The sequence below is a fragment of the Paraburkholderia sp. GW821-FHT02A12 genome, assembly GCF_059422005.1.
The window spans coordinates 3923626-3949510 of the sequence record NZ_JBWKWA010000001.1 but is presented as its reverse complement, the minus strand read 5'-3'; the positions used below and the strand labels follow the sequence as shown (position 1 = coordinate 3949510).

Here is a 25885-nt window from a genome sequence, read left to right as displayed (position 1 = left end):
TCGCTTGATCGAATATCGTTAGATCGGCCTCACGCGACGCATCAACCCGCTCAGGTCGCGGCCGAATCCCACAGGCCGGGCAGCGCGCTCGATGTGTCCGGCACGGCGAGGCCGAAGTGCCGATACGTCAGCAGCGTGGCAACCCGGCCGCGTGGCGTGCGTTGCAGGAAGCCTTGCTGGATCAGATACGGTTCGAGCACGTCTTCAATCGTGTCGCGCTCTTCGCCGATCGCCGCCGCCAGGTTGTCGACACCGACCGGACCGCCGTCGAACTTGTGCAGGATCGCTTCGAGCAGCTTGCGGTCCATCAGGTCGAAGCCGACCGCGTCCACGTCGAGCATTCTGAGCGCGGCGTCCGCCACCTGCGCGGTGATGTTGCCATCGGCTTTGACTTCGGCGTAATCGCGCACGCGGCGCAGCAGCCGGTTCGCGATCCGAGGCGTGCCGCGTGCTCGCCTGGCGATTTCGAACGCGCCGTCTGGATGGATCTGCGCCTTCAGCAGCGACGCCGAACGCGTGACGATACGCGCCAGTTCCTCGGCGTTATAGAACTCGAGCCGCGCGACGATGCCGAAGCGGTCGCGCAACGGATTGGTCAGCATGCCCGCGCGCGTGGTCGCGCCGACCAGCGTGAACGGCTGCAGGTCCAGCTTCACGCTGCGCGCGGCCGGCCCCTCGCCGATCATGATGTCGATCTGATAATCCTCTAACGCTGGGTACAGAATTTCCTCGACGACCGGCGAAAGCCGGTGAATTTCGTCGATGAATAGAACGTCGTTGGCTTCGAGATTGGTGAGCAGCGCGGCGAGGTCGCCCGCGCGTTCGAGCACCGGGCCGGACGTTTGCCGCAGATTGACGCCCATTTCCCGCGCGATGATGTGCGCGAGCGTGGTCTTGCCGAGGCCCGGCGGCCCGAACAGCAAGACGTGGTCGAGCGATTCGGAACGGCGTTTGGCAGCCTCGATGAAAATTTCCAGCTGGCCGCGCACCTTTTCCTGCCCGACATATTCCTCGAGCTGGCGCGGGCGCAACGCGCGCTCGAACGCTTCTTCGTTCGGCGAGACGGGTGTGGCCGCGATGATGCGCTCGGCGGCGAGTTTGTCGGTTTCGATCATGCGGCCATTGTACCGCGCGCACCCCGAAGGAAGCCCCCTTGGGGGACCGCCCGTTGCAGAGCTCGGCCGGATGGCCTGGGTGCGCGGCGTGCAGGCGTGTGCGAAGCTTTACCTGACGCACGCGGCGCTAACCGCCGAGGCCTGAGGTCAGCCTTTGTTCAGCCCTTCGATAGCGCCTTCAACGCGAGCTTGATGCCCTCGGAAACGCCGGTGCCGGCCGGCACGTTCTTGATGGCCGCCAACGCTTCTTTTTCGGAGTAACCCAATGCGAGCAGTGCGTTCAGGATATCGGAGGCGTGGCCGGATGCCGAGGCCGCGCCCGCCATTGCGCCGAGATCGGCGCCGATCTTGCCCTTCAGTTCGAGGAGCAGCCGCTCGGCCGTCTTCTTGCCGATGCCCGGCACGCGCGTCAGACGCGCTGCGTCCTGCATCGTGACGGTCTGCGCCAGTTCGTGCACGCTCATGCCCGACAGCACTGCGAGCGCCATGCGCGCGCCGATGCCGCTGATCTTCAGCAGTTCGCGGAAGGTGGCGCGTTCCTCGGCGGTGCCGAAGCCGTACAGCAGATGGGCGTCCTCGCGCACGATCATTTGTGTGAGCAGCACGACGCGTTCGCTGGTGGAGGGCAGGTTGTAGAACGTGCTCATCGGCACATCGACTTCATAACCGACGCCGTTGCAGTCGACGAGAAGATGCGGCGGGTTTTTTTCCAGCAGAACGCCGGCAATGCGACCGATCATGGCGGATTCAATCGAGAGAGAAGGGTGAAAGAAAGGGCGAGTGTAGCGCAGCGAGTGCGCGGCAGCGTAACGCAAAAACGGGCTGAGGAATAATGAGGGCGAGCCGGAGCAGCGGGTAGCCGCGCATCTGCGCCTAGGTAGCGAAGCAGACGCGCGCAGAGGTTATGCCGGATCGCGGTTGACCGGCTCGAGGCGGCCCCCTAGACTGAGATCCCTTTTGGCGGGTTCTCACCCCAACAAACCAAAAGGAGCTTTCATGCTGAGCCTCACCACCCTCGCGCTGTTTGCCGGCGCGTGTCTTGCATTGACCGCCACGCCCGGCCCCGACATGTTGCTGATCGCGTCTCGCAGCGTGAGCCAGGGACGTTCAGCGGGTTTTGCCTCGCTGGCGGGGATTCTGGTCGGCACCTACTGTCACGCGCTGGCCGCCGCGTTCGGTCTGTCGCAGCTGTTTCTGGCGGTGCCGATGGCTTATGACGTCGTGCGCTTCGCCGGCGCCGCGTACCTGCTGTATCTCGCGTGGAAAACGTTCCGCACGCAAGGCACCGTGCTGTCGCCGAATGCGTCGATGAGCCGTTATCCGGTCGGCCGCATTTTCCGGCAAGGCCTCTTCACCAATCTGCTGAATCCGAAAGTCGCGCTGTTCGTGCTCGCGCTGTTTCCGCAATTCGTGCGGCCCGAGGCTGGCTCGGTCGCGATGCAGATCATGGTTCTGGCAACCGTGCTGAATCTGATTGGCTTCTGCGTGAACGGTGCGGTGATCCTGATGGCGAGCAAATTGAGCCGCAAGCTGACGGCGGGGCGGCGGCCGTCGCGGGTGCCGCAGTATCTGTTGGGAACGGTGTTTGCCGGGTTAGCTTGCCGGCTGGCGCTGGCGAGCCGGAACTGAGCGGGAAATCGTTCTGGCAGAGAGTTCTGGCAGAGGTGGCCCCTTGACGACTACCCTACCAAACGCCCGCGCCGCACCCGCAGGCCCTTCTTCGCCAGCGAAGGCGCGATGCCGCCCAGCGTACTGAGCGTGGTGCCGCCGTGTGCATGGCAGATCGCCATGCCGAGGGCGTCGGCAGCGTCGGTGCTGGGCACGCCGGAGAGGTTCAGCAGCCGTACCACCATCTGTTGCATCTGCTCCTTGGTAGCGCGGCCGTAGCCGACTACCGCCTGTTTCAATTGCAGGGCGGTGTATTCGGCGACCGGCACCCCGCCCGCCACCAGTCCGCAGATGGCGGCGCCACGCGCCTGGCCGAGCAGCAAGGTGGATTGCGGATTGACGTTGACGAACACTTTTTCGATCGCCGACTGATCGGGCGAATGCTGACGGATCAGCGTCGAAATGCCTTCGAAAATGGTGCCGAGGCGCGACGGCAAATCGGCGTCGGCTGTCTTGATGACGCCGCTCGCGACGTAGCTGAGCGTGTGCCCGCTTTGGTCGATCACGCCGAAGCCGGTCACGCGCAAGCCGGGGTCGATGCCGAGAATTCTCATGAGGTGCCGCACATGCGGTAAAGACAAATTGCTTGCGATACTACAACGAACGCGCCGCGTGGCGGTTGGCGGGCTGCTTTGCCTGCGGAAAAAAACTGCTGCTGCGTACGCTGACGGGGGAATCGCACATGGAGCGCTACCGGAATTTCAGCGGTGATTCGGGTGTCGATGCATACGAAATCGGCGACGATTTTGTCGCGGTACGCTTCGGATCGGGCGTCGTCTATTGGTACACGGAGGCAAGCGTCGGGCCGCAACACGTCGCTGCGCTCAAGCGTCTCGCGCGGCGAGGGCAGGGGCTCAGCACGTACATCAGCCAGCACGCCGACGTGAGGGAAGGTTACGCGAGAAAGGACCCGGACGACTGACCGGTGGCACCGCGCACTGAGCAACGGCCAAAGAATACAGCGCGGAGAACGGCTGAGAGGATCGCCGAGAAGTTAGCTGAGAAGTTAGCTGAGAAGTTAGCTGAGAAGTTAGCTGAGAAGTTAGCTGAGAAGGTCGGCCCAAACAAAACGGCCCGGCAGAAAATCTGCCGGGCCGTTTCGCTCGAGCCAATCGCGCAACCGCCGCATGACAAGGAAGCCGGCATGGCGCGCGAAGCGCGAATCAATGCCGGAAGTGACGCACGCCGGTCAATACCATCGCGATGTTGTGCTCGTCTGCCGCGCCGACCACTTCGTCGTCGCGCATCGAGCCGCCTGGTTGAATCACGCAGGTCGCGCCCGCTGCCACGACCACGTCGAGGCCGTCGCGGAACGGGAAGAACGCATCCGACGCCACCGCCGAACCGGTTAGCGTCAAACCGGCGTTCTGCGCCTTGATGCTGGCGATGCGCGCCGAATCCACGCGGCTCATCTGGCCCGCGCCGACGCCGAGCGTCATGCCGTTGCCGCAGAACACGATCGCGTTCGACTTCACGTACTTCGCGACACGCCATGCGAACAGCAGGTCGTCCATTTCCCTCGGCGTCGGGTGACGCTTCGTGACGACGCGCAACTCGCGCGGCTGCACGTTCTTCGAATCGAGCGATTGCACCAGCAGACCGCCGCCGACGCGCTTCAGGTCGAATGCGTTATGGCCTTCGCCCAGCGCGATTTCGAGCAGACGCACGTTCTGCTTGGCCGCGAACACCTGGCGAGCCGCTGCGCTGAACGACGGCGCGATCAGCACTTCGACGAACTGCTTGGCCACCGCCTGCGCCGCTGTTTCGTCGACTTCGCGGTTGAGCGCGATGATGCCGCCGAACGCCGAGGTCGGGTCGGTCTGGAACGCCTTCGCATACGCTTCGTTCGCGTCCGCGCCCACTGCCACGCCGCACGGATTCGCGTGCTTGACGATCACGCAGGCCGGCGCGTCGAACGTTTTCACGCATTCCCACGCGGCGTCCGAATCGGCGATGTTGTTGTACGACAGTTCCTTGCCTTGCAACTGGTTGTAGTTCGCCAGTGCGCCGGCCGGCACCGAAAGGTCGCGATAGAACGCTGCGCTCTGGTGCGGGTTTTCGCCGTAGCGCAGGTCCTGCACCTTGTTGAAAGCCAGGTTGAAGGTAGCCGGGTACGTGTTGCGCGACGCGTGTTGCAGCTCGTCGGTCAGGCTCGTCAGGTAGTTCGTGATCGCACCGTCGTACTGCGCGGTGTGCGCGAACACCTTGGTGGCCAGACGGAAATTCGTCCTGTACGACACCGAATTGCTGTTCGCGCGCATTTCTTCGAGCACGACCGCGTAATCGGCGGGATCGACCACCACCGTCACGTCGCGATGATTCTTCGCTGCCGAGCGCAGCATGGTCGGGCCGCCGATGTCGATGTTCTCGATCGCGTCTTCCAGCGAGCACTCTTCTTTCGAGACGGTCTGCACGAACGGGTACAGATTCACGACCAGCAGGTCGATCGTCGGAATGCCGTGCTTCTCAAGCGCTGCCATGTGTTCCGGCAGATCGCGGCGCGCGAGGATGCCGCCGTGCACCTTCGGATGCAGCGTTTTCACGCGGCCGTCCAGCATTTCCGGGAAGCCCGTGTAGTCGGCGACTTCGGTGACGGAGAGGCCCGCGTTCGCGAGCAGTTTCGCGGTGCCGCCGGTCGACAGGATCTTGACGCCGAGGTCCGACAGCGATTTGGCGAAGTCGACGATGCCGGACTTGTCGGAAACGGAGATGAGCGCTTGCTTGATCATGATGAAGACGAAAAGCCGAAGAGGAACGTGGCGGGGCGCCGGGAAACTACAACAAACCGTGCTGTTGCAGCTTCTTGCGCAGCGTATTGCGGTTGATGCCGAGATACTCGGCGGCCAGCGACTGATTGCCGCCGGCCTGCTCGAGCACCACCTCGAGCAACGGTTTTTCTACGCACGAAATGACCATGTCATAAACGTCGTGCGGATTGGAGCCGTCGAGATCCTGGAAATACATGCCCAGGCTGTCGCGGACAGATTGTTCGATATTGTTCTTGCTCATGCTGCTAGTCGGTCGGTAGGGTCCGGCTCGCCGTTCTTGTTGAGCGATTCGTCGACGTAGACGAGGCGGTCGGAGATCGCCTTTTGTGCGTCGAAGAACTCGTTGACGGCGAGGAGTTGTTCGCGCGTGGTGTCCAGCGTATTCATGCGATGCCGGAACACGTTGGCGCCAGAAAGGCCGCGAGTGTACCAGCCGATGTGCTTGCGCGCAGTGCGGACACCCGTAAATTCGCCGTAGAACGCGTAGTGATCTTCGAGATGTTCGTTCATCACCTGCTGGATTTCGTCGATGCGCGGCGGCGGCAGCAATTCGCCCGTTTGCAGGAAATGCCCGATCTCGCGGAACAGCCACGGGCGCCCCTGCGCCGCGCGGCCGATCATGATGGCGTCGGCGCCGGTGGCGGCGAGCACCTCGCGGGCTTTTTGCGGCGACGTAATGTCGCCGTTGGCGACCACCGGAATGCGCACCGCCGCTTTCACCGCGGCGATGGTCTCGTATTCGGCGTCGCCGTGATACAGGTCGGCGCGCGTGCGACCGTGCACGGTCAGCATCGAAATGCCGGCGGCTTCGGCGAGGCGCGCGACGCTGAGCGCGTTCTTGTTGTCGCGATCCCAGCCGGTGCGGATCTTCAGCGTGACGGGCACCGCATCGGGCCCCGTACCCACTGCGCCCACCACCGCCTCGACGATGCGCTGCACCAGCGGTTCGTTCTGCAACAGCGCCGAGCCGGCCGCGACGTTGCACACCTTCTTGGCCGGGCAGCCCATGTTGATGTCGATGATCTGCGCGCCGTTCGCGACGTTGTAGCGGGCCGCTTCGGCCATCATGGCCGGATCGGCGCCGGCGATCTGCACGGCGATCGGCTCGACCTCGCCCGCGTGGTTGGCGCGGCGCATGGTCTTCTCGCTTTTCCACAACTGCGCGTTCGACGCCACCATTTCCGACACTGCATAGCCCGCGCCCAGCCGCTTGCAAAGCTGCCGGAACGGCCGGTCGGTCACGCCCGCCATCGGGGCGACGAACAGGTTGTTACGCAGATTGTGGGAGCCGAGAGTTGGCATGACGTGGACGCGCGCGCCGCCGATCCGTTTCAGATCCGTTTCAGATTCTGTCAATCGGAGCGTTCGCGAAATGCGAGGGAAAACCGCTATTTTAACGTTAACGGATAAGCGGCACCGGACTTGAGGCTGCCGTAACCCATTAAATCTTCTATGAAAGTGCGCTGGCTCATAGAACCGGCGCCGCTCGCGCGCCTCCGTTGAACGCCAGTGCGGCGCGAGCCGGCGGCGCGCTCAGCGGCGCTGGCCGAACATCATTTGCCGTGCCAGGGCGGTTTTCACCGGCGGGACGAATTCGAGCGCGGTCAGGGCAAGGCCGCGCACGATGGCCAGCGGCGGGAAGTCGACGGTGAAAAGGCGCGCGAGCGTGTCGGTGGTGCCGATCGTCAGGCGCCGGTCCAGCGCGCGGCGCTGGGCGAACGCGGCCAGCGCGAGCGGCGTCGCGCCCTCAGCCGAGAACGCGTCGGCGAGCGCATGCGCGTCACGCAGTCCGAGGTTCAGACCCTGGCCCGCCACCGGATGCAGCGTTTGCGCCGCGTTGCCGATCGCGACCACGCGTCCTTTCACGAGCGTATCGACCGCGTTCAACCCCAAAGGAAACGAAGCGCGTCCTTTGATCTGCAGAAAGCGGCCCATGCGGTCGCCGAAGGCGGCGCCGAGTTCGCGCAGGAATTCCGCGTCGGAGAGTTGCGTGCGGCGCGCCGCTTCGCCGGGCGCGCAGCACCAGACCAGCGCGTAGTCCGCGCCGCGCACGCCGCCCATCGGCAGGAGCGCGATCGGCCCTTGCGACGTGAAGCGCTCCCACGCAACGTGCGGTTGCGGCGCCGACACGCTGACCGTGCCGACCAGCGCGGTTTGTCCGTAATCGCGCGTGCCGCCGGCGCCGGCGCCTTTGCCGGTCTTCTGGTCGCCGAACAGACCGCCTTCGGCGTTTACCAGGATGCGCGTGCGCAGTTTGCGCGCGACATGCGCGTTTTCGATCGGCAGCGTGACGCCGTCATGCTCCTGAACCGGCGCCGACGCGGACGTCGAGCGGAACCAGTGCACTGGGCTTGCGTGGACCGCTTCGGCGAGCCCGTGCACGATCGAGCCGTAGCGCAGCACGTAGCCGAGCGCCGGCAAGCCGTGTTCGCTGTGATCGATCAGCGTGCGGCCAAAGTGGCCGCGTTGGGAGACGTGGATGCGCTGGATCGCGGTGGCGTCGGCAGGCCAGCGCAGCGGTTCGAGAATCATCCGGCTGCCGTGCGACACGGCGATCGCGCGTGGATCGGCGATCGAGTCTTCCGGCTCGCGTGCGTCGATCAGCGCGATTTTCAGCGCCTGCGTCGCGCTGCGGCGCGTGAGCCAACCGGCCAGCGCGAGCCCGACCGGACCGGCGCCGACGATGGTCACGTCGAAATCGAACGGGGCCTCGGACGCGGCGCGTTTCAGAATCACAGCCGACTGGGATACGTCGTTCATTGCGGGTTACTTCCTTGCTTCATGGGCCGCGCGGGCTTCCTGCATCAGCGCTTCAATCTCGCCGGCATCGACGGGCACGTCGCGCGTGATCAATTCGCAGCCGGTCGCGGTGACGATCGCGTCGTCCTCGATGCGGATGCCGATGTTCCAGTAGCGCTCCGGCACGCCTTCGGCCGGCCGGATATAGAGACCGGGCTCGATGGTCAGCGTCATCGACGCCTGCAGCGTGCGCCACGGCAGCGCGCCCGCTTCGTTGCGCGGCGCGCCGCGCTCGCGATAGTCGCCGCAATCGTGCACGTCCATGCCGAGCCAGTGGCCGGTGCGGTGCATGTAGAACGGCGCATAGGCGCGCTCGGCGATCACCGCGTCGACCGACGCGAATTTCGTCCGCTCGATGATGCCGGTGTCGAGCAAGCCCTGCGACAGCACACGCACGGCGGCCTGATGCGGATCGTCGAAGGTGGCGCCGGCATGGGTGGCGTCGACGGCGGCCCGCTGCGCGGCCAGCACGATGTCATACAGCTCGCGCTGTGCCGGCGTGAAGCGGCCGCTGGCGGGGAACGTGCGGGTGATGTCCGAGGCGTAGCCGTCGAGTTCGCAGGCCGCGTCGATCAGGATCAGATCGCCGTCCTGCGCGATGGCGTTGCCGGCCGGGTAGTGCAGCACGCAGGCGTTCGCGCCCGCGGCGACAATCGACGTATAAGCCGGCGCCTGCGCGCCGAACTTGCGGAAGGTGTACAGCAACTCGGCTTCGAGTTCGTACTCGCGCACGCCAGGCCGGCACGCGGCCATCGCGCGACGATGCGCGTGGGCGGAAATCTTGCCGGCGCGGCGCATGATCGCGAGTTCGTGGTCGTCCTTGACGAGCCGCATGTCGTCGAGCAGCGGTATCAGATCGCGCGCGGCAGTGGGCGCGGCGACGCCGCTGCGGCCTTGCGCGCGCACCGTGTCGAGCCAGCCGCGCACCTGTTCGTCCTGTTTTGCGGAGGCGCCGAGCGCGTAATACAGCGCCGGCTTGTCCGCCAGAAGGCGCGGCAGTTGCGCATCGGTTTCGCCGATCGGAAATGCGGCGTCGAAGCCAAACGCCTCGCGCGCGCCTTGCGGGCCGAAACGGAAGCCTTCCCACGTCTCACGCTCGACATTTTTCTCGCGGCAGAACAGGATCGAGGCCGGCTCGCCGGGCGCCGCGCTTGCGTCGAGCACGAGCAGCGCCTCGGGTTCGGTGAACCCGGTCAGGTAGTAGAAGTAGCTGTCGTGCCGGTATGGATAATCGGCATCGCGGTTGCGCAGCGTTTCCGGCGCAGTGGGTACGATGGCGACGCCGCCGCCCGCTGCGCGCAGCGCGGCGAGTACGCGCTCGCGGCGCTGGCGGTAAACGTCGATAGCGATGATGGGTTCGGTCGGCTGGTTCATCGTGCGATTGTAGCGCCCAATGCGAGGACTTTTTTTGTGCGGATCCCGGGGGCCGGGGTGGCGGCGCTAACCTGGCGTCCAGCGCGACAGGCCGGCGCTGTGCGCCGGTCAGACGCGCGGCGGCGACGGCGCGACGCGCCTCCCTCATCTGTCTTTCAGTCAATCGGCCGTTTAGCCAGGTAGACGCCCGGCTTCCGGCGCGGCAATGTTGCTATGTTGCAATCCATCCACAGCAAGCATTTACGCGGCCCGCGAAGATGCGGCTGTGCGCTCGGAATGCCGCCGACCACTTATACTTTCGCCGAATTCAAGAAAAGGGCAGATGTGATGATGAAACTCATCGGTTCGCTCGGCAGCCCGTTCGCGCGTAAGGCGCGGATCGTGCTGGCCGAGAAGAAGATTGACTACAAGCTGGTGCTCGAGAACGTCTGGGCGCCGGAAACCACCATTCACACCTTCAACCCGCTCGGCAAGGTGCCGTGCCTCCTCATGGAAGACGGTGAAGCGGTGTTCGATTCGCGGGTGATCTGCGAGTACGTCGATACGCTTTCGCCGGTCGGCAAGCTGATTCCGCAGTCGGGGCGCGAGCGCGTCGAAGTGCGCTGCTGGGAGGCGCTGGCCGACGGCATCCTGGACGCGGCGGTGCTGATTCGCCTCGAAGGCACCCAGCGCACGCCCGAACAGCGTGTGGACGCGTGGGTCGCGCGGCAGCAGCGCAAGATCGACGAAGGCCTGATCGCGATGTCGCAGGGCTTGGCCAGCAAGCCCTGGTGCGCGGGCAATCACTACACGCTCGCGGATATCGCCGTGGGCTGCGCGCTGGGCTACCTCGATTTCCGCATGCCCGAGCTGAACTGGCGCGAAGCGTATCCGAATCTGGACAAGCATTTCCAGAAACTGTCGCTGCGCCAGTCGTTCATTGATACGGTGCCGGCGAACTGAGCGGGCGGCGGAGGGGCCGCTGCGAGTGAAGTTTGAATAACGACTGCCTGCAATTGTCGCAAGATTTCAAAATGAAGTTATTCGAGCTTTCGGAAACCCGAATCATCCTGAATTGAGGCTTACGTTTGAAGTAAAAAAATGCGCCTGCTCGTCAGGCGCATTTTTTTGTATGTCGCGCGGCGGAATGGTTTATGTAATCGACATATTCGGCGTTTTATCGCCGCTTCACTTCGTACCGTTTTGCCGCCGCCTGATCCCCGGCCCGAACGCAAACCCAAACGCCAGCAGGAACAACGAAACCGCCAGCACCGTGTTGTTGCCGCTCGTCACATAAGGTGTGCTGCCCGACGTGCCTTGCACCGTCACGTCGAGTGAGCCGACCGTGTACGGCGTCAGGCGTCCAAGCACTTTGCCGTTCGCATCGATCGCGGCTGTCATGCCGGTGTTGGTTGCGCGCAGCATCGGCCGGCCGGTTTCCAGCGAACGCATGCGGGCAATCTGCAAATGCTGATCCAGCGCGATCGTGTCACCGAACCAGGCGAGATTCGTCGAGTTGACCAGCACGCCCGCGGGCGTATCGCTTTCGCGTACGGTTCGCGCGATCTCTTCGCCGAAAATATCCTCGTAGCAGATGTTGACGGCAACCGGCTGGTTATGCACGACGAACGGCTTCTGCACCGGCGCGCCACGCGCGAAATCGCCGAGCGGAATGCGCATCAGATTGACGAACCAGCGGAAACCCCACGGCACGAATTCGCCGAACGGCACGAGGTGGTGCTTGTCGTAGCGATACACGTCGCGAGTGCCCGGCGTGACGCCGAACAGGCTGTTCGTATAGTCGACCACCTGGCCTTCCGGCGTAATCGTGCCGCCGATTGCGCCGAACAGGACCGCGGTGCCAGTCGTATCCGAAAAGTTGCGCACCGCCGACGCGAACGGCAGCGGCAATTGCTGCGCCAGTACCGGAACGGCCGTTTCCGGCGTGACGATCAGGTCGGCCGGCTTCGACGTGATCATCTGCTGATACTGGTCGATCGCAGCGCGCATGCCCGCTTCTTCGAACTTCATCTCCTGCTTGACGTTGCCTTGCAGCAGACGCACGGAGAGCGCCGCGTTGGCCGGCACAGTCCAATGCGCGAGCGGCAGCAGCAGGCCGGCTGCAAGCAGCGCGAGCGCAACCAGCGCCGGCGCGACGGCACGCGCGCCACCGCGCTTCTCTCCATTGCCGCCGGTGGCCGCACCAGGCCGCTCGCGCAGGTGCACCAGAGCCTGTACGAGCAACGCCGCCACCAGCGCCAGCATCCAGCCGACGCCGTACACGCCCGCTATCGGCGCAAACCCGGCGAGCGGACCGTCCACCTGCGCATAGCCGCTCGAGAGCCACGGAAAGCCGGTGAACACGGTGCCGCGCAGCCATTCGCCGATCGCCCAGGCGCTGGCAAAAGCCAGCGCGCCGTGCCAGGTCGGCGAGAAGGGTGGGTCGTTGTCGAGCGCGCCGTTGCGCGCGTGGCCGGCGCAGAACGACCAGACGCCCGCGGTCAGCGCCGGATAAACCGCCAGATACAGCGAGAACAGCACGAGCGCCGCGCCCGCCAGCGGCGCGGCCATGCCGCCGTAGTCATGCATGCTGACGTACAGCCACCACACGCCGGTGACGAAGTTGCCGAAGCCGAATGCGCCGCCCGTCAGCGCGGCACTCTTCCAGCCGGTCGTGCGTGTGAGCCAGCCGAAGAAAAACGTGAAGATCGCGAGCTCGAGCCAGCCGCCGTGCGGCGTGGGCGCAAACGAAAGCGTATTGGCCGCGCCGGCGGCCAAAGCGACGAGATAGTGCCAGCGGGGCAGCGCGCGACCGCGTGTTTCCTGGGCGGCAGGCGCACTCACGCCGCGGCGCGGACGGGAAGTAATCGGGTCGGCCATTGTTGCGCGGTCGGCGTGAGGAGTTGAAGAAACGAAAAATTGAGGAGCTTCAGGTCTGCACGTGCTGTGCGTCGCGCTCGCGCTGGCCGGCAAGCGGATCGCGGCGCACCAGCAGCATGTGGATCTGGCGGGCGTCGCCGCGCAGAATCTCGAAGATCAGATCGTCGATGCGGACCTTTTCGCCGCGATGCGGCACGCGTCCGAAGTGATGCGTGACAAGGCCGCCGATCGTATCGACTTCCTCGTCCGAATAATGTGTGCCGAATGCCTCGTTGAACTGCTCGATCTCGGTGAGCGCGCGCACGCGGAACCGGCCGTCCGGCGAGGCGATGATGTTGCCGCTTTCCTCGTCGAAATCGTATTCGTCTTCAATGTCGCCGACGATCTGCTCCAGCACGTCTTCGATCGTAATCAGACCGGCCACGCCGCCGTATTCGTCGACCACCACCGCGAGATGATTGCGATTCACGCGGAAGTCGTGCAGCAGCACGTTCAGGCGCTTCGACTCCGGAATGAAGACGGCGGGGCGCAGCATGCCGCGCACGTCGAATTCGTCTTCGGCGTAATAGCGCAGCAGGTCTTTGGCCAGCAGCACGCCGATGATGTTGTCGCGATTGCCCTCGTAGACCGGATAACGCGAGTGCGCTTTTTCCAGCACGTAGGGGATGAATTCGGCGGGATTGTCCGCGATGTTGATCGCGTCCATTTGCGCGCGCGGCACCATGATGTCGCGCGCGCACAGTTCGGAAACCTGGAACACGCCCTCGATCATCGACAGCGAGTCGGCGTCGATCAGGTTGCGCTCATGCGCGTCCTGCAGAATTTCCAGAAGTTCGCCGCGCGAGTCGGGCTCAGGCGAGATGAAGTCGGTCAGTCGCTCGAGAAGTGAGCGCTTTTCTTGCGGTTTGTCGGTATGGCGTCGACTGGGATACGTGTCGTTCATGGTAGTGCGCCTCGCGAGACTGGGCGCGCTGTTGCAGAGCATTAAGGATACACCAGGCACATGGCAGGACCGTGTCCCGCCGGGCTGGCCGATGAGCGAAGCCGCTGTGAAACCGCCCCTCCGCTAGCAGAGGGACGTACGTCAATCCTAACTGATTACGCGGCAAAAGACGTTCGGGAGCAAAAAAACGCGGCTCGCGGCGGTTGCGCGCGATGGCGCGGCGCCTGCGCGGACTGCGCGGAGGTTTACTCGGAACGCGCTTGCCGGCGGACAAACAGGCGCGCGTGGCCGTCCGCCTGATTGTCCGCTTCGCTGCCCGCTTCGCAGCCTGTCCGGCGGCCTGCGTCGCGGCTTTCATCACGACTTTCGTTACCGCTTTCCTCGTGGCAACGCTCGAGCAGCGCTTCCAGCGCGCGGTCCGGCATGCCGCTCTCGCGCAGTGCATGGACGGTGCGGCTGACATAATCGAGCGTCGTGCCGTAGCGGCCGCAGGCGCAACCGAACACGGTTTTGACGACTTCGTCGCGCAGTTTGCCGGTGTAGCTCGGCACGTCGCGGCGCATCACGAACGCGAGCGCATCGACACGCCGGCCGTCGGCGAGCACGCACGGCAGCCATGCCGGGCGATACGAACCCATCGCCATTTCGCGGCGCCACAAGGCGTCGAGATGGGGCATCGCGCCCTCGGCGGCGAGCCGGAACGCGATCCCGGTGCAGGAACCGCCGCGATCGAGCGCGAGCACGAGGCCCGGCTGTTCAGGCGTGCCGCGATTCACCCGCGACCACAGATAGAGCCCGCGGTGATAACCGTGCACCCTGGAACGGGTCGCTTCGACGGTGGGCAGACCGGGATTCCAGATCAGCGAGCCATAGCCGAACAGCCACAGATCGCTTTTGCGGTTCCAGTCGCGCAACGTGCATTCGAGCGACGCGCGCAGTTCCTCGTCCGTCAGCAGCCGCGATTCGCCGAGCGCCGGTGGGTAGTCAGGGCAGGGCGTTCGGGTGTCGGCTTCGGGGGAAGAGGTGCTCACGGTGGGCTTCAAGCGATTATGTCGGTGGCTGTCGGTGGCTATTGGTACGGATCGGGGAAACCGAGCTTGCCGAGAATTTCGGTTTCGAGCCCTTCCATTTCCTCGGCTTCTTCCTCGACCTCGTGATCGTAGCCTTGCGCGTGGAGCGTGCCGTGCACCAGCAGATGCGCGTAGTGCGCGAGGAGCGGCTTGCCCTGTTCGGCGGCTTCTTTCTCGACCACCGGGCAGCACAGGATCAGATCGCCCGTCACCGGATCGTCTTCGGATTCGGCGTACGCGAAGGTCAGCACGTTGGTCGAGTAATCCTTGCCGCGATAGGTGCGGTTCAGCGTGCGCCCTTCTTCGGCGTCGACGAAACGCACCGTCAGTTCACCGTCCGCGAAAAGCGCCGCCTTGATCCAGCCGGCCACGGTGGCGCGCGGCAGCATCGCCTTGTGTTCCGGCCAGGCCTTGGCGGCAGGGAATTGCAGATTCAACGTCAGTTTCGGGGCGCGGCTCATGCTTGTTCGATTTCTTGCTTTCCTGGCGACGGCATTTTCAACCGCATTTTCAACGGCAGTCGACGTCGATCAGCGGGAATCCGCCGGATTGACGGATTTCTGCGCATGCGCATCGTACGCCTCCACAATTCGCGCGACCAGCGGATGCCGCACCACGTCCGCGCTGGTGAAGCGCGTGAGCGCAATGCCGCGCACGTCCGAGAGCACCTGCTGTGCTTCGATCAGCCCGCTCTTCGCGCCGCGCGGCAAATCGACCTGCGTCGTGTCGCCGGTCACCACCGCCTTCGAGCCGAAGCCGATCCGCGTGAGGAACATCTTCATCTGTTCGGGCGTGGTGTTCTGCGCTTCGTCGAGGATGATGAACGCGTGGTTCAGCGTCCGGCCGCGCATGTACGCGAGCGGCGCGATTTCGATCATCTGCCGCTCGAACATCTTCGCGGTCTTGTCGAAGCCGAGCAGGTCGTACAGCGCGTCGTAGAGCGGGCGCAGATACGGATCGACCTTCTGCGCCAGATCGCCCGGCAGGAAGCCGAGGCGCTCGCCCGCTTCCACGGCCGGGCGCGTCAGCACGATGCGCTTGACCTGGTCGCGCTCCAGCGCATCCACCGCGCACGCCACCGCGAGATACGTCTTGCCGGTGCCGGCCGGACCGACGCCGAAGGTCACGTCGTGCGAGACGATCTGCTTCAGATACTCGCGTTGCGCCGGCGTCCGGCCGCGCAGATCGGCGCGCCGCGTGTACAGCTTCGGGCCGAGTTCTTCGAGGTCGTCGTCGCCGTTGTCGGCAGGCTGGTCGAACGGATGATCCGGATTGCCGGGGAAACGCGCATCGCCTTCTTCACTGCCGTTGCCGTTCGTGCGATGGCGCGCCGGATGGCGCACTTCGATGAGCGCAAGCTGGATGTCGTCGACCGACAGCGGCTCGCGTGCGTTGTTGTAGAAGTTTTCGAGTGCGGTGAGCGCGAGTTTCGCACCGCGTCCGCGAATCGTGATGCGATGGCCACGGCGTTGCAGCGTCACGTCGAGCGCCTGCTCGATCTGCCGCAGATTTTCATCGAGCGGTCCGCAGAGGTTGGCGAGCCGCGCGTTGTCTTCGCGCGGTGCTGTGAATTCCAGATGCTGCTGAGTGGTCTTCAAGGCGGTGGATCGATCCTGTCGGTTTCAAAACGCTCAGTTGCGTAACCTGGCGGCGTCGTGCGGTTACGTAGCTCAGTGACGTAGCTCAGCGAATTCAGTGGGTGGTCGCGAGCGCATCGTCGTGCACCAGCACGAGCTCGCCGCGCAGCGAATGCGGATACGCGTGGACGATCTTCACGTCGACCATCTGGCCGATCAGCCGCGCGTGCGACGCCACTGGCGCCGGGAAATTCACCACGCGATTGTTCTCGGTGCGGCCCGCGAGCTCGTTCGGGTCCTTGCGCGCCGGGCGCTCGACCAGAATCCGCTCGACCTTGCCGACCATCGCGTCGCTGATGCGCTGCACGTTTTCTTCGATGGTGGCCTGCAAATGTTGCAGACGTTTGAGCTTCGCTTCGCGCGGCGTGTCGTCGTGCAGATTCGCGGCCGGCGTGCCGGGGCGCGGGCTGTAGATGAACGAGAAGCTGGTGTCGTACTTCATCTCGTGCACGAGCGTCATCATCTTGCCGAAGTCTTCTTCCGTTTCGCCAGGGAAGCCGACGATCATGTCGGTGGACAGCGACAGGTCAGGGCGGATCGCGCGCAGCTTGCGGATCACCGACTTGTATTCGAGCACCGTGTAGCCGCGCTTCATCGCCATCAGGATGCGGTCGGAACCGTGCTGCACCGGCAGATGCAGATGGCTGACGAGCTTCGGCACCTTGGCGTAGGTGTCGATCAGGCGCTGCGTGAATTCCTTCGGATGCGACGTGGTGTAGCGAATCCGTTCGATGCCCGGAATATCGGCGACGTACTCGATCAGCGTGGCGAAGTCCGCGATCTCGGTCGAGCCGAGCGTGAGACCGCCGCGATACGCGTTCACGTTCTGGCCGAGCAGCGTGACTTCGCGCACGCCCTGGTCGGCGAGACCGGCGATTTCGGTCAGCACGTCGTCCAGCGGGCGCGACACTTCTTCGCCGCGCGTGTACGGCACGACGCAGTAGCTGCAGTACTTGCTGCAGCCTTCCATGATCGACACGAACGCGCTCGGGCCTTCGACGCGCGCCGGCGGCAGATGATCGAACTTTTCGATTTCCGGGAACGAAATATCGACTTGCGCGCGGCCGCTTTCACGGCGCTTGTCGATCATCTGCGGAAGACGGTGCAGCGTTTGCGGACCGAACACCAGATCGACATACGGTGCGCGCGCAACGATCGACGCGCCTTCCTGGCTCGCCACGCAGCCGCCTACGCCAATGATCAGATCGGGATTCGCTTCCTTCAGCTCGCGCACGCGGCCGAGGTCGGAGAAGACTTTCTCTTGCGCTTTTTCGCGCACCGAGCAGGTGTTGAACAGAATGACGTCCGCGTCTTCCGGCGTGTCGGTCTTGACGAGTCCTTCAGCCGCGCCGAGTACGTCGACCATCTTGTCGGAGTCGTACTCGTTCATCTGGCAGCCAAAGGTCTTTACATAAACTTTCTTGGTCATCGAATTTCGCCGGTCGCAGTGGTTAACCTGGGGGCGTCGTTTAAAGGTGAAGAGGGGTCAAACGTGCGGGCAGCGTGCGGACCGGCCGCGGGGCGGCGCTTCCCAGTGATTTGTCACTGACATGGGCCACGCTTGGGCCACTTCGCTTGGGCCACTTTCAATGCACGTTTGCAGCGTAGCTGAATATTATAGCCCTTCATCGGGTGCGGTTTCTGCTGCGGCCTTTGCTTCCGGCCGCTCCGGCGGCAAGCCCAGCAGGCCCTGCAGTTCGTCCGACACCTGCGCGAAGCGCTCGCTCAGGAAATCCAGCAGCACGCGCACGCGCGGCGCCATGAAGCGGTTGCGGTGATAGAGCGCGTGCAGCGGCGCGTCCGGATAGCGCCACTCGGGCAGCAGGATTTTCAGGCCGTCGGCGCGCAGGTCCGCTTCCACGTCCCACATCGACTTGATCACGATCCCGTAGCCGCGCAGCGCCCATTCGCGGGCGACGGCGCCGTCGTTGGTCTCGCGGGCGCTCTCGAACGGCACGGTGTAATGCTGCACTTCGTCGCCGCGCGTAAAACGCCATTCGTTGACCGGCCCCGATGCGGTGCCGAGCACGATGCAGTCGAAATTCGCCAGATCGTGCGGGTCTTTCGGCTCCCCGCGCCGCGCGATGTAATCCGGCGACGCGCACAGCACGCGCCGGTTGGGCGCCAGCTTGCGCGCGACCAGCGAACTGTCCTGCGGCACGCCGAAGCGGATTGCAATATCGATGTCCTCCTGCACCAGATTCGACAGCGAGTCCGACAGCGTCAGCGCGAACGTCACCTCCGGATACAGCGCGTTGAACTCGTCGAGCCAGTGCATCAACAGATTGCGGCCGAAATCGGACGTCGCGGAAATCCGCACTTTGCCGCGCACCACGCCTTGACCGGCTTGCAGCGCGGCTTCGGCGTCATCGAGCGATTGCAGCGCCTGGCGGCAGCAATTCAGGTACAGGCGACCTTCGTCGGTGAGCCGCAACTGGCGGGTGGTGCGCTCGAACAGGCGCGCTTTCAGGCCGGCTTCGAGCTTGGCGAGACGCGCACTGGCGGCGGCCGGCGTCAGGCCCATCTTGCGGCCCGCTGCCGACAGGCTGCCCTGCTGCGCCGCTTCGACGAACAGGCGGATGTCACCGAGGTTATCCATCGCGATATTTCAAAAGAATTTGAAAATGCTTCAAATGCTACGCCAATTATCAAATCGACGCCGGCCACCGACAATGCATTCCTTGAAAACCCTGATGTGCGCTGAGCCGCCGATATCATGCAACTCGATCACGCGACGATCGTCACCGCCGAACTCGACACCGCCCGACGTTTTTTCGTCGACGTCGTCGGGTTGACGGATGGCGCGCGTCCCCCGTTTTCGATCGACGGCAATTGGCTGTATGCGAACGGCCGGCCGGTGATTCATCTGATCGACGCGACGGTGCCGGCTCTGGCGGGAAGATCGGCGCCGCGCATCGACCACATCGCGTTCCGGCTGGAGAGCGCCGGCGAATGGCAGGCGCTGCTTGGCCGGCTGCATGCGGCGGACGTGCCCTATCAGCTCGCCGAAGTGCCGCAGATGGGTCCGCAGCGAGCCGGATTGCAACTGTTCGTCGCGCTCGCGCCGGGTGTGGTCGTCGAATTCGTGATTGCGCTGCGTCATGTTCACCGCGCTCAACTTTAGAACCTGGAGAAGAAGGATGCCCATTCCACTACTGGCGCTGGCGATCAGCGCATTCGCGATCGGCACGACCGAGTTCGTGATCATGGGTTTGCTGCCCGAGGTCGCGCACGATCTGGCGGTGTCGATTCCGTCGGCCGGTTTGCTCGTGAGCGGCTACGCGCTCGGCGTCGCGGTCGGCGCGCCGCTCGTCGCGGTGCTCACCAGCAAGATGCCGCGCAAGCTCGCGTTGCAACTGCTGATGGGCGTGTTCATCGTCGGCAATACGCTGTGTGCGATTGCGTCCGGTTATTCGGTGCTGATGATCGCGCGCGTGGTGACCTCGTTCGCGCATGGTTCGTTCTTCGGCATCGGCGCGGTGGTGGCGGCTTCGCTCGTGCCGGCCGAAAAGCGCGCGAGCGCGATTGCACTGATGTTCACCGGCTTGACGCTTGCCAACGTGCTCGGCGTGCCGTTCGGCACCTTCATCGGTCAGGAGTTCGGCTGGCGCGCCGCGTTCTGGATCGTGAGCGCGTTCGGCGTGTTGTCGCTGGCGGGTGTGACGGCGCTGGTGCCGAATCGTCACGATTCCGGGCCGGTCGGCCTCGGCCATGAAGTGCGCGTGCTGAAGGACCCGCAAGTCTGGACCGCGCTCGCGATGACGGTGCTCGGCTTTGGCGGCGTGTTCGTGGTGTTCACCTACATCGCGCCGATTCTCGAGCAGGTGAGCGGCTTCTCGCCGCGCGGCGTGACGCTGATTCTGGTGCTGTTCGGCGTCGGCCTGACGATCGGCAATACGGTGGGCGGCAAGCTCGCGGACCGTGCGCTGATGCCTTCGCTGATGGGCATTCTGGTCGCGCTCGCGGTGGTGATGGCGATCTTCGCGCGCACCAGCCATTCGCAGGTGGCGGCGGCGATTACCGTGTTCGTGTGGGGCATCGCCGCGTTCGCGACCGTGCCGCCGTTGCAGATGCGCGTGGTCGAGAAGGCGGCCGCGGCGCCGAATCTGGCGTCCACGTTGAACATCGGCGCGTTCAACGTCGGCAATGCGGGCGGCGCGTGGCTCGGCGGTCTGGTGATCAATCACGGCCATGCGCTCGATACGCTGCCGTGGGTGGCGGCAGCCGTCAGCGCGGTGGCTTTGCTGCTGACGTGGTTCGCCGCGCGGATGGATGCGCCGGCGTCGACCGTGGCGCAGCGGGCCTGAGCGTGCGAATCTGCATGCGAACGCGCATATGAAAAATTCGCACAAGCTTTGCGAGAATCGTCCTCCGCAATGCTGAAAACAGTGTGAAGATAACTTCGTTGGGCTCAGTCAGGCGCGATGCTATCTTGCTTCCACTAACCGTTTGCCCGCCGTCCGGCGGCGCTCCTGGAGGCAATCATGCATTCCCCGCTTGCGCTGGTTCGCGATCCCGCGGCTGACACTGAAGCGTCGCCGCGTGCCGCCGAACCCTTCGATGCACTGGAACATCTGGTCGGCGTGAATCTCGCCCGTTTGCGCGCCGAGCGGCAACTGTCGCTCGACGCATTGGCGCGCGCTTCGGGCGTTTCGCGAGCGATGCTCGCGCAGATCGAGTCGGCGCGCAGCGTGCCGTCGATCAAGGTGCTGTGCAAGGTCGCGGCGGCGCTGAAAGTGTCGGTGGCGGCGTTCTTGCGGCGTCACGCGACGAACGGCTTCGAGCATTTGCCGGCCGAACGCTCGTCGCGCGTGGTCAGTTCGAACGGCCGTTATTCGGCCCGGCCGCTTTATCCCGACGCCGAGCCGACCGCCGCCGAGTTTCACGAGTTGCGCATCGCGCCGCTGCATACCGAGGCCGGCACGCGCCGCGCGCCGGGTACGACCGTGAACCTGGTGGTGAGCGAAGGCACGCTGGAAGTCAGCGTGCATGATCAGCGTCAATTGCTGGCCACGGGCGATGCGATCGTCTTCGATGCCGATCAGCCGCACAGTCTGCGCAATCCTGGTGACACCGAAGCGCGCGCGTTTCGTGTGACGCTGAAGGCGGAATCGCCGCCGCGCTGGGACGTGCCCGCCTCGCACGAGGCGACGCGGCAGAGCGCACCGGTTTGATGCGATGAGGTTGCGCGGCGCGAGCGTGGTTCCGCTTGCGCTGCCAGACGGAGATGTCCGTCTGGTCTGTAGGGGTTGCGCTGCACGTGCGGCGCGGCTGTTGTATGCTTTGCCAGCCGGTCGATCCGGCAATCAGTGCGTCTTCAGGGCGGGGTGAAATTCCCCACCGGCGGTATGCCGGCAACGCGAAAGCGTGAGCCGGCGAGCCCGCGAGCGCCCGCTTGGCAAGCGTCTTCGCAGCATCGAAGACACGGCGGGGTCAGCAGATCTGGTGAGAAGCCAGAGCCGACGGTTAGAGTCCGGATGGAAGAAGATGTGCAGATAGTCATGTTCGTTTCCGCGGCGCCGCCTGGGGTTGGAGCGGCGCGCGAGCGTCGCTTTGCGCGGCGTTCAGCGGCGCGTCTTTGTCTGTTTGCAATGCCCTGAAACGTTTTTCGCCCAACTTTTGCGATGAGCGTTTCACATGTCCTTTGCTACTTTTCCTGCACCGTCGGCGATTGCAGACGCCCCGAGGGAAGCCCCCTTGGGGGGCGATGCTTTCCTCGATCTCCCGCTGCTTGCCACCGAGCCTGTCCCGCCCCGTATCGCCGCCGCATTGCAAGCGATGCGCGATGGCCGCGCCGTCGTCCTGCAAGACGACCACGACCGCGAGAACGAAGCCGATCTGATCGTTTCCGCCGAGCGTCTTTCCGTCGAAACCATGGCGTTGCTGATCCGCGAATGCAGCGGCATCGTCTGCCTGTGCCTGCCCGACGACAAGATCCGCGCGCTCGAACTGCCGCCGATGGCCATCAACAACGAAAGCCGTCATGGCACAGCGTTCACTGTCTCGATCGAAGCACGCGACGGCGTGACGACGGGTGTGTCCGCGCTCGACCGCGTGACGACGATCCGCGCTGCGATCGCCGATACGGCGAAGCCAGCCGACATCGTGCGTCCGGGCCACGTATTCCCGTTGCGCGCGATGCCCGGCGGCGTGCTGGCGCGCCGCGGCCACACCGAAGGCACGGTCGATCTGGCGATTCTCGCGGGCCTGAAGCCGGCTGGCGTGCTGTGCGAACTGATGAACGCGGACGGTACGATGACGCGCGGCGCCGACGTCGAGCGCTTCGCCGCGCAACACAATCTGCCGATGCTGACGATCGCCGAACTGGTGGAATTCCGCGAGGCGCTGGCGACGGCACGTGACTGCGTGGCCGACGAGGCTTGAGTTGCGGATACGCGCTGACGCGTGTTCGATAAGAAAGCCGGCTAGCTAGCCGGCTTTTTTGTTGCGATTACGGTTGCGGCAATGGCCATGGCCACGGGCCGTTACGACTGCACGTCGCCGAACTCGCCGCGCACGCCTGCTTCGATCAGCGCGGGCAGTTCGTCCATATGTTTCATGATGCGCGTCATGCCCATCTTGCGCAGCGCATCCGCATAGCCGTCGGGGATATGGCTCGCGCCGACGAACGCGATCGTCTTCATACCCGCCGCGCGCGCCGCATTCAGACCCGCCACGCTGTCTTCGACGACGATGCATCGCGAAGGCTCCACGTCCAGCGTCCTGGCGGCGAACAGATACACATCCGGGAAAGGCTTCGGCCGCGCCACCTGTTCAGCGCTGAAAATCCGTTCGCCGAAAATCTGCTGCAAACCCGCGCGCCGCACCGACGCATTCACGCGCGCCATCCGGCTGTTCGACACGACCGCGGCCGGCAGCGTCACACGTTGCAAGGCGTCGCGCACGCCGTTGATCGGACTCAGCGACGCGGCAAGCGCGAGTTCGACGTTGTGCTCGACGGTTTCGAGGAAATCCGCGGGCAGCGTGACATCGAACGACTTTTCGATGTCTTCGAGAAAGCGCGAGGTCTGCTGGCCAAACGCCGTTTTGACGACGGGTTCGAAATCGAGGCCAGGGAAGGCGGCGGACAGCGTGTCGAAGAGCACGCGGTCAGCGATGATTTCGCTGTCGACGAGCACGCCGTCGCAGTCACAGATGAGATGGTCGATCATGCGTTGAAACGGAAAGCGAGAAGCGCATGGGCAAGACTGTTGCAAGCTCATGCGCGGAGATTGAAAGCCACATGATACGTGCTTTGACGCCGCCTGCGCGGCGGCGTCGCTTTCCGTCAGTGCTTACGCGTGCCGCACGGTCAATGCGTATGCAGGTACAGGTACAGCAAGGTGGCCACCGCGCCGCCGGCGAGCGGCCCGAGCACCGGAATCCACGCATAGCGCCAATCGCTGTCGCGCTTGCCCGGAATCGGCAGCAGCGCGTGCATCAGACGCGGCGACAGATCGCGTGCCGGGCTCATCGCGTAACCCGTCGGGCCGCCGAGCGAGATGCCGATGCCGAGCACCAGCAGGCCGACCGGCAACGCGTCGAGTGCGCCCAGACCGACTTGCGGCGACGCCAGATACAGCACGCCGAGAATCAGCACGAAGGTCGCGATCATTTCCGTGAGCAGGTTGTGCGGCACGCTGCGGATCGCCGGCGACGTGCAGAACACGCCGAGCTTCACGTCGGCATCGCCCTCCTTCGCAAAGTGCTGGCGATACGCGATCCAGACGAGCAGGGCACCCGCCATGCCGCCGAGCATCTGCGCCGCGACGTAGCCGGGCACCTTGGCCCATGCGAACTTGCCGGCCAGTGCGAGGCTGATCGTCACCACCGGATTCAGATGCGCACCGCTGAACGACGCCGTCACATAGACGGCGATGAACACGGCCATTGCCCAGCCCATCACGATCACGATCAGATCCGCGCCCTTGCCTTTGGTGCGCGCGAGCAGCACGTTGGCGACCGCGCCGTCGCCGAGCAGCACAACGAGGGCTGTGCCGATGAATTCCGCAATGTAAGGAGACATTGTTGGTTATCCGAAATATAGTTATTAGGGAAGCCGCTTGAGAAAGCGGCTTCGTTATGTCGAAAGCTGTTTTATGGAACGGCGATAGGTGTGATCAGGGCGTGTCGGCCCAGGCCTTCGCGGCGCGAATCGCGCGCTGCCAGCCGTCGAGGCATTCCTTGACGTCGGCCTGCGGCAGGGCAGGCGTGAAGCGGCGGTCGAGCTTCCACTGGCTTTGCAGCTCGTCCACGTCTTTCCAGTAACCGACCGCGAGACCGGCCAGATACGCCGCGCCCAATGCGGTCGTTTCCGAAACCTGCGGGCGTACCGCGTCGACGCCGAGAATGTCCGCCTGGAACTGCATTAGCAGATTGTTCGCGCAGGCGCCGCCGTCTACGCGCAATTCGCCGATGCGAATGCCGGAGTCGGCTTCCATTGCCTTCAGCACGTCGAGCGATTGGTACGCGATCGAATCGAGCGCGGCGCGTGCGATATGCGCCGAGGTCGTGCCGCGCGTCACGCCGAACAGCGTGCCGCGAGCGCGTGGATTCCAGTGCGGCGCGCCGAGGCCGGCAAAGGCGGGCACCAGATACACGCCGTCGCCATGCGGCACGCTGCGCGCCAGCGTTTCGATGTCCGCCGCGCTTTTGATGATGCCGAGACCGTCGCGCAGCCACTGCACGACAGCGCCTGCGATAAAGATGCTGCCTTCGAGCGCGTAATTGATCTGGTCGCCGATCTGCCACGCGATCGTGGTGACGAGATTGTTCTTCGATTCGATCGGCTTGTCGCCGGTGTTCATCACGAGGAAGCAGCCGGTGCCGTAGGTGTTCTTCACCATGCCCGATTGCGTGCACATCTGGCCGAAGAGGGCCGCGTGCTGGTCGCCGGCGATGCCCGCGAGCGGAATCTTCGAGGCGAACACGGTGGTCCTGGTCGGCCCGTACACTTCCGACGAAGCACGCACTTCCGGCAACATGTTGCGCGGAATATCGAGTGCTTCGAGCAGTTCGTCGTCCCACTTCAGCGTGTGGATGTTGAACAGCATCGTGCGCGACGCGTTGGTCACATCCGTGACGTGCAGACCGCCCTTGGTGAAATTCCACACCAGCCAGCTATCCACCGTGCCGAACGCCAGGCGGCCTTGCCTGGCCTTTTCGCGCGCGCCTTCGACATTGTCGAGAATCCAGCGGATCTTGGTCGCCGAGAAATACGAGTCGATCGGCAGGCCGGTTTTCGCACGAACCTTTTCTTCGAGACCTTGCTCCTTGAGCTGGTCGCAGAAGTCGGCGGTGCGGCGGTCTTGCCAGACGATCGCGTTATAGATGGGGTGACCGGTTTCGCGGTCCCACACGATGGTGGTTTCGCGCTGATTGGTGATGCCGATCGCCGCGATCGACGTGCCGTTCATGCCGGCTCGCGTGACGGCCTCGGCGGCGACGCCGGCCTGACTTGCCCAGATTTCCTGCGGATCGTGCTCGACCCAGCCCGGGCGCGGATAGATCTGCTGGAACTCCTTCTGAGCGGTCGACACGATATTGCCGAGCCGGTCGAACAGCATTGCGCGGGAGCTGGTGGTGCCTTGGTCAAGCGCGAGGATGTATTGATCCTGCATTGTCTCTTCTCCATGCGTTTTATGAATCGCCG

At 64.5% G+C, this 25885-nt stretch carries 25 protein-coding genes and 1 riboswitch; of the genes, 7 read left to right on the top strand and 18 right to left on the bottom strand.

Features of this window, described 5'->3' with window-relative positions; all coding sequences use genetic code 11:
* Positions 1-50: 50 nt before the first annotated feature.
* The gene (gene ruvB, locus AC07WT_RS18110) at positions 51-1115 is read right to left on the bottom strand and encodes a Holliday junction branch migration DNA helicase RuvB (protein ID WP_494947990.1); all 1065 of its coding nucleotides are present in this window, start codon (positions 1113-1115) and stop codon (positions 51-53) included.
* A gap of 158 nt (positions 1116-1273) precedes the next feature.
* On the bottom strand, positions 1274-1855 hold the full coding sequence (ruvA, locus tag AC07WT_RS18105) for a Holliday junction branch migration protein RuvA (protein ID WP_492594722.1): 582 nt from the start codon (positions 1853-1855) through the stop codon (positions 1274-1276).
* Between the two features lie 256 nt (positions 1856-2111).
* Between ruvA and AC07WT_RS18100 the strand changes: the two genes are divergently transcribed.
* Positions 2112-2744 carry a LysE family translocator gene (locus tag AC07WT_RS18100; RefSeq protein ID WP_494947989.1) on the top strand — a complete coding sequence of 211 codons (633 nt, stop codon included), beginning with the start codon at positions 2112-2114 and terminating at the stop codon, positions 2742-2744.
* Between the two features lie 50 nt (positions 2745-2794).
* On the opposite strand, the gene ruvC is transcribed toward AC07WT_RS18100, so the two are convergent.
* A complete protein-coding gene (gene ruvC / locus AC07WT_RS18095; protein ID WP_132373137.1) occupies positions 2795-3337 on the bottom strand; it encodes a crossover junction endodeoxyribonuclease RuvC in 543 nt (180 codons plus the stop codon).
* A gap of 128 nt (positions 3338-3465) precedes the next feature.
* On the opposite strand from ruvC, the gene AC07WT_RS18090 reads away from it, so the two are divergent.
* Positions 3466-3705: a hypothetical protein gene (locus AC07WT_RS18090; RefSeq protein ID WP_492594720.1), complete on the top strand. Its 240-nt coding sequence runs from the start codon at positions 3466-3468 to the stop codon at positions 3703-3705.
* Between the two features lie 241 nt (positions 3706-3946).
* Here AC07WT_RS18090 and purH read toward each other — a convergent pair whose 3' ends face one another.
* The 5 genes from purH to AC07WT_RS18065 form a co-directional block, all read right to left on the bottom strand.
* Positions 3947-5512, bottom strand: coding sequence for a bifunctional phosphoribosylaminoimidazolecarboxamide formyltransferase/IMP cyclohydrolase (gene purH / locus AC07WT_RS18085; RefSeq protein WP_494947988.1), 1566 nt, complete (start codon positions 5510-5512; stop codon positions 3947-3949).
* 46 nt (positions 5513-5558) lie between these two features.
* Positions 5559-5792, bottom strand: coding sequence for a Fis family transcriptional regulator (locus AC07WT_RS18080; protein ID WP_007180440.1), 234 nt, complete (start codon positions 5790-5792; stop codon positions 5559-5561).
* Positions 5789-6853, bottom strand: coding sequence for a tRNA dihydrouridine synthase DusB (gene dusB, locus AC07WT_RS18075; protein WP_492594718.1), 1065 nt, complete (start codon positions 6851-6853; stop codon positions 5789-5791). Before dusB ends, AC07WT_RS18080 begins: the two co-directional genes overlap by 4 nt.
* Positions 6854-7084: 231 nt before the next feature.
* Positions 7085-8311, bottom strand: coding sequence for a UbiH/UbiF/VisC/COQ6 family ubiquinone biosynthesis hydroxylase (locus tag AC07WT_RS18070; protein WP_494947987.1), 1227 nt, complete (start codon positions 8309-8311; stop codon positions 7085-7087).
* 6 nt (positions 8312-8317) lie between these two features.
* Positions 8318-9724, bottom strand: coding sequence for an aminopeptidase P N-terminal domain-containing protein (locus AC07WT_RS18065; protein ID WP_494947986.1), 1407 nt, complete (start codon positions 9722-9724; stop codon positions 8318-8320).
* A gap of 327 nt (positions 9725-10051) precedes the next feature.
* Here AC07WT_RS18065 and AC07WT_RS18060 point away from each other — a divergent pair, with 327 nt between their 5' ends.
* The gene (locus AC07WT_RS18060) at positions 10052-10666 is read left to right on the top strand and encodes a glutathione S-transferase family protein (protein ID WP_494947985.1); all 615 of its coding nucleotides are present in this window, start codon (positions 10052-10054) and stop codon (positions 10664-10666) included.
* Positions 10667-10891: 225 nt separating this feature from the next.
* Here AC07WT_RS18060 and lnt read toward each other — a convergent pair whose 3' ends face one another.
* The 7 genes from lnt to AC07WT_RS18025 form a co-directional block, all read right to left on the bottom strand.
* Positions 10892-12583, bottom strand: coding sequence for an apolipoprotein N-acyltransferase (gene lnt, locus AC07WT_RS18055; protein ID WP_494947984.1), 1692 nt, complete (start codon positions 12581-12583; stop codon positions 10892-10894).
* Between the two features lie 49 nt (positions 12584-12632).
* Positions 12633-13526 carry a CorC family transporter gene (locus tag AC07WT_RS18050; RefSeq protein WP_492594713.1) on the bottom strand — a complete coding sequence of 298 codons (894 nt, stop codon included), beginning with the start codon at positions 13524-13526 and terminating at the stop codon, positions 12633-12635.
* Between the two features lie 245 nt (positions 13527-13771).
* Positions 13772-14557, bottom strand: a complete 786-nt coding sequence (locus AC07WT_RS18045; RefSeq protein ID WP_494947983.1) for a gamma-glutamylcyclotransferase — start codon at positions 14555-14557, stop codon at positions 13772-13774.
* 38 nt (positions 14558-14595) lie between these two features.
* The gene (ybeY, locus tag AC07WT_RS18040; RefSeq protein WP_494947982.1) at positions 14596-15057 is read right to left on the bottom strand and encodes an rRNA maturation RNase YbeY; all 462 of its coding nucleotides are present in this window, start codon (positions 15055-15057) and stop codon (positions 14596-14598) included.
* A 69-nt stretch (positions 15058-15126) separates the two neighbouring features.
* Entirely contained in the window at positions 15127-16194 is a 1068-nt protein-coding gene (locus tag AC07WT_RS18035; RefSeq protein WP_494947981.1) for a PhoH family protein, read from the bottom strand.
* A 94-nt stretch (positions 16195-16288) separates the two neighbouring features.
* Positions 16289-17662 carry a tRNA (N6-isopentenyl adenosine(37)-C2)-methylthiotransferase MiaB gene (gene miaB / locus AC07WT_RS18030; RefSeq protein WP_494947980.1) on the bottom strand — a complete coding sequence of 458 codons (1374 nt, stop codon included), beginning with the start codon at positions 17660-17662 and terminating at the stop codon, positions 16289-16291.
* A 186-nt stretch (positions 17663-17848) separates the two neighbouring features.
* Positions 17849-18832, bottom strand: coding sequence for a LysR family transcriptional regulator (locus tag AC07WT_RS18025; protein WP_494947979.1), 984 nt, complete (start codon positions 18830-18832; stop codon positions 17849-17851).
* Positions 18833-18949: 117 nt separating this feature from the next.
* Between AC07WT_RS18025 and AC07WT_RS18020 the strand changes: the two genes are divergently transcribed.
* The 4 genes from AC07WT_RS18020 to ribB all read left to right on the top strand — a co-directional run bounded on the left by AC07WT_RS18020 (position 18950) and on the right by ribB (position 22617).
* Positions 18950-19357, top strand: a complete 408-nt coding sequence (locus tag AC07WT_RS18020) for a VOC family protein (protein ID WP_492594707.1) — start codon at positions 18950-18952, stop codon at positions 19355-19357.
* Between the two features lie 16 nt (positions 19358-19373).
* Positions 19374-20540 (top strand): MFS transporter, encoded by a 1167-nt coding sequence (locus AC07WT_RS18015; RefSeq protein ID WP_494947978.1) that lies wholly within the window; start codon positions 19374-19376, stop codon positions 20538-20540.
* 177 nt (positions 20541-20717) lie between these two features.
* On the top strand, positions 20718-21407 hold the full coding sequence (locus tag AC07WT_RS18010; RefSeq protein WP_494947977.1) for a helix-turn-helix domain-containing protein: 690 nt from the start codon (positions 20718-20720) through the stop codon (positions 21405-21407).
* 135 nt (positions 21408-21542) lie between these two features.
* Positions 21543-21726, top strand: a riboswitch (FMN riboswitch).
* Between the two features lie 144 nt (positions 21727-21870).
* Positions 21871-22617 (top strand): 3,4-dihydroxy-2-butanone-4-phosphate synthase, encoded by a 747-nt coding sequence (gene ribB, locus AC07WT_RS18005; RefSeq protein WP_494947976.1) that lies wholly within the window; start codon positions 21871-21873, stop codon positions 22615-22617.
* 101 nt (positions 22618-22718) lie between these two features.
* On the opposite strand, the gene AC07WT_RS18000 is transcribed toward ribB, so the two are convergent.
* The 3 genes from AC07WT_RS18000 to glpK form a co-directional block, all read right to left on the bottom strand.
* On the bottom strand, positions 22719-23405 hold the full coding sequence (locus AC07WT_RS18000; RefSeq protein ID WP_494947975.1) for an HAD family hydrolase: 687 nt from the start codon (positions 23403-23405) through the stop codon (positions 22719-22721).
* A gap of 140 nt (positions 23406-23545) precedes the next feature.
* The gene (locus AC07WT_RS17995) at positions 23546-24259 is read right to left on the bottom strand and encodes an MIP/aquaporin family protein (RefSeq protein ID WP_492594702.1); all 714 of its coding nucleotides are present in this window, start codon (positions 24257-24259) and stop codon (positions 23546-23548) included.
* Between the two features lie 94 nt (positions 24260-24353).
* Positions 24354-25853, bottom strand: coding sequence for a glycerol kinase GlpK (glpK, locus tag AC07WT_RS17990; protein WP_494947974.1), 1500 nt, complete (start codon positions 25851-25853; stop codon positions 24354-24356).
* Positions 25854-25885: the final 32 nt, after the last annotated feature.

Bases quoted from the DNA above. Each gene is read 5' to 3' on its own strand.
- ruvB (WP_494947990.1), bottom strand. From the start codon at position 1,115: ATGATCGAAACCGACAAACTCGCCGCCGAGCGCATCATCGCGGCCACA.
- ruvA (WP_492594722.1), bottom strand. From the start codon at position 1,855: ATGATCGGTCGCATTGCCGGCGTTCTGCTGGAAAAAAACCCGCCGCAT.
- AC07WT_RS18100 (WP_494947989.1), top strand. From the start codon at position 2,112: ATGCTGAGCCTCACCACCCTCGCGCTGTTTGCCGGCGCGTGTCTTGCA.
- ruvC (WP_132373137.1), bottom strand. From the start codon at position 3,337: ATGAGAATTCTCGGCATCGACCCCGGCTTGCGCGTGACCGGCTTCGGC.
- AC07WT_RS18090 (WP_492594720.1), top strand. From the start codon at position 3,466: ATGGAGCGCTACCGGAATTTCAGCGGTGATTCGGGTGTCGATGCATAC.
- purH (WP_494947988.1), bottom strand. From the start codon at position 5,512: ATGATCAAGCAAGCGCTCATCTCCGTTTCCGACAAGTCCGGCATCGTC.
- AC07WT_RS18080 (WP_007180440.1), bottom strand. From the start codon at position 5,792: ATGAGCAAGAACAATATCGAACAATCTGTCCGCGACAGCCTGGGCATG.
- dusB (WP_492594718.1), bottom strand. From the start codon at position 6,853: ATGCCAACTCTCGGCTCCCACAATCTGCGTAACAACCTGTTCGTCGCC.
- AC07WT_RS18070 (WP_494947987.1), bottom strand. From the start codon at position 8,311: ATGAACGACGTATCCCAGTCGGCTGTGATTCTGAAACGCGCCGCGTCC.
- AC07WT_RS18065 (WP_494947986.1), bottom strand. From the start codon at position 9,724: ATGAACCAGCCGACCGAACCCATCATCGCTATCGACGTTTACCGCCAG.
- AC07WT_RS18060 (WP_494947985.1), top strand. From the start codon at position 10,052: ATGATGAAACTCATCGGTTCGCTCGGCAGCCCGTTCGCGCGTAAGGCG.
- lnt (WP_494947984.1), bottom strand. From the start codon at position 12,583: ATGGCCGACCCGATTACTTCCCGTCCGCGCCGCGGCGTGAGTGCGCCT.
- AC07WT_RS18050 (WP_492594713.1), bottom strand. From the start codon at position 13,526: ATGAACGACACGTATCCCAGTCGACGCCATACCGACAAACCGCAAGAA.
- ybeY (WP_494947982.1), bottom strand. From the start codon at position 15,057: ATGAGCCGCGCCCCGAAACTGACGTTGAATCTGCAATTCCCTGCCGCC.
- miaB (WP_494947980.1), bottom strand. From the start codon at position 17,662: ATGACCAAGAAAGTTTATGTAAAGACCTTTGGCTGCCAGATGAACGAG.
- AC07WT_RS18025 (WP_494947979.1), bottom strand. From the start codon at position 18,832: ATGGATAACCTCGGTGACATCCGCCTGTTCGTCGAAGCGGCGCAGCAG.
- AC07WT_RS18020 (WP_492594707.1), top strand. From the start codon at position 18,950: ATGCAACTCGATCACGCGACGATCGTCACCGCCGAACTCGACACCGCC.
- AC07WT_RS18015 (WP_494947978.1), top strand. From the start codon at position 19,374: ATGCCCATTCCACTACTGGCGCTGGCGATCAGCGCATTCGCGATCGGC.
- AC07WT_RS18010 (WP_494947977.1), top strand. From the start codon at position 20,718: ATGCATTCCCCGCTTGCGCTGGTTCGCGATCCCGCGGCTGACACTGAA.
- ribB (WP_494947976.1), top strand. From the start codon at position 21,871: ATGTCCTTTGCTACTTTTCCTGCACCGTCGGCGATTGCAGACGCCCCG.
- AC07WT_RS18000 (WP_494947975.1), bottom strand. From the start codon at position 23,405: ATGATCGACCATCTCATCTGTGACTGCGACGGCGTGCTCGTCGACAGC.
- AC07WT_RS17995 (WP_492594702.1), bottom strand. From the start codon at position 24,259: ATGTCTCCTTACATTGCGGAATTCATCGGCACAGCCCTCGTTGTGCTG.
- glpK (WP_494947974.1), bottom strand. From the start codon at position 25,853: ATGCAGGATCAATACATCCTCGCGCTTGACCAAGGCACCACCAGCTCC.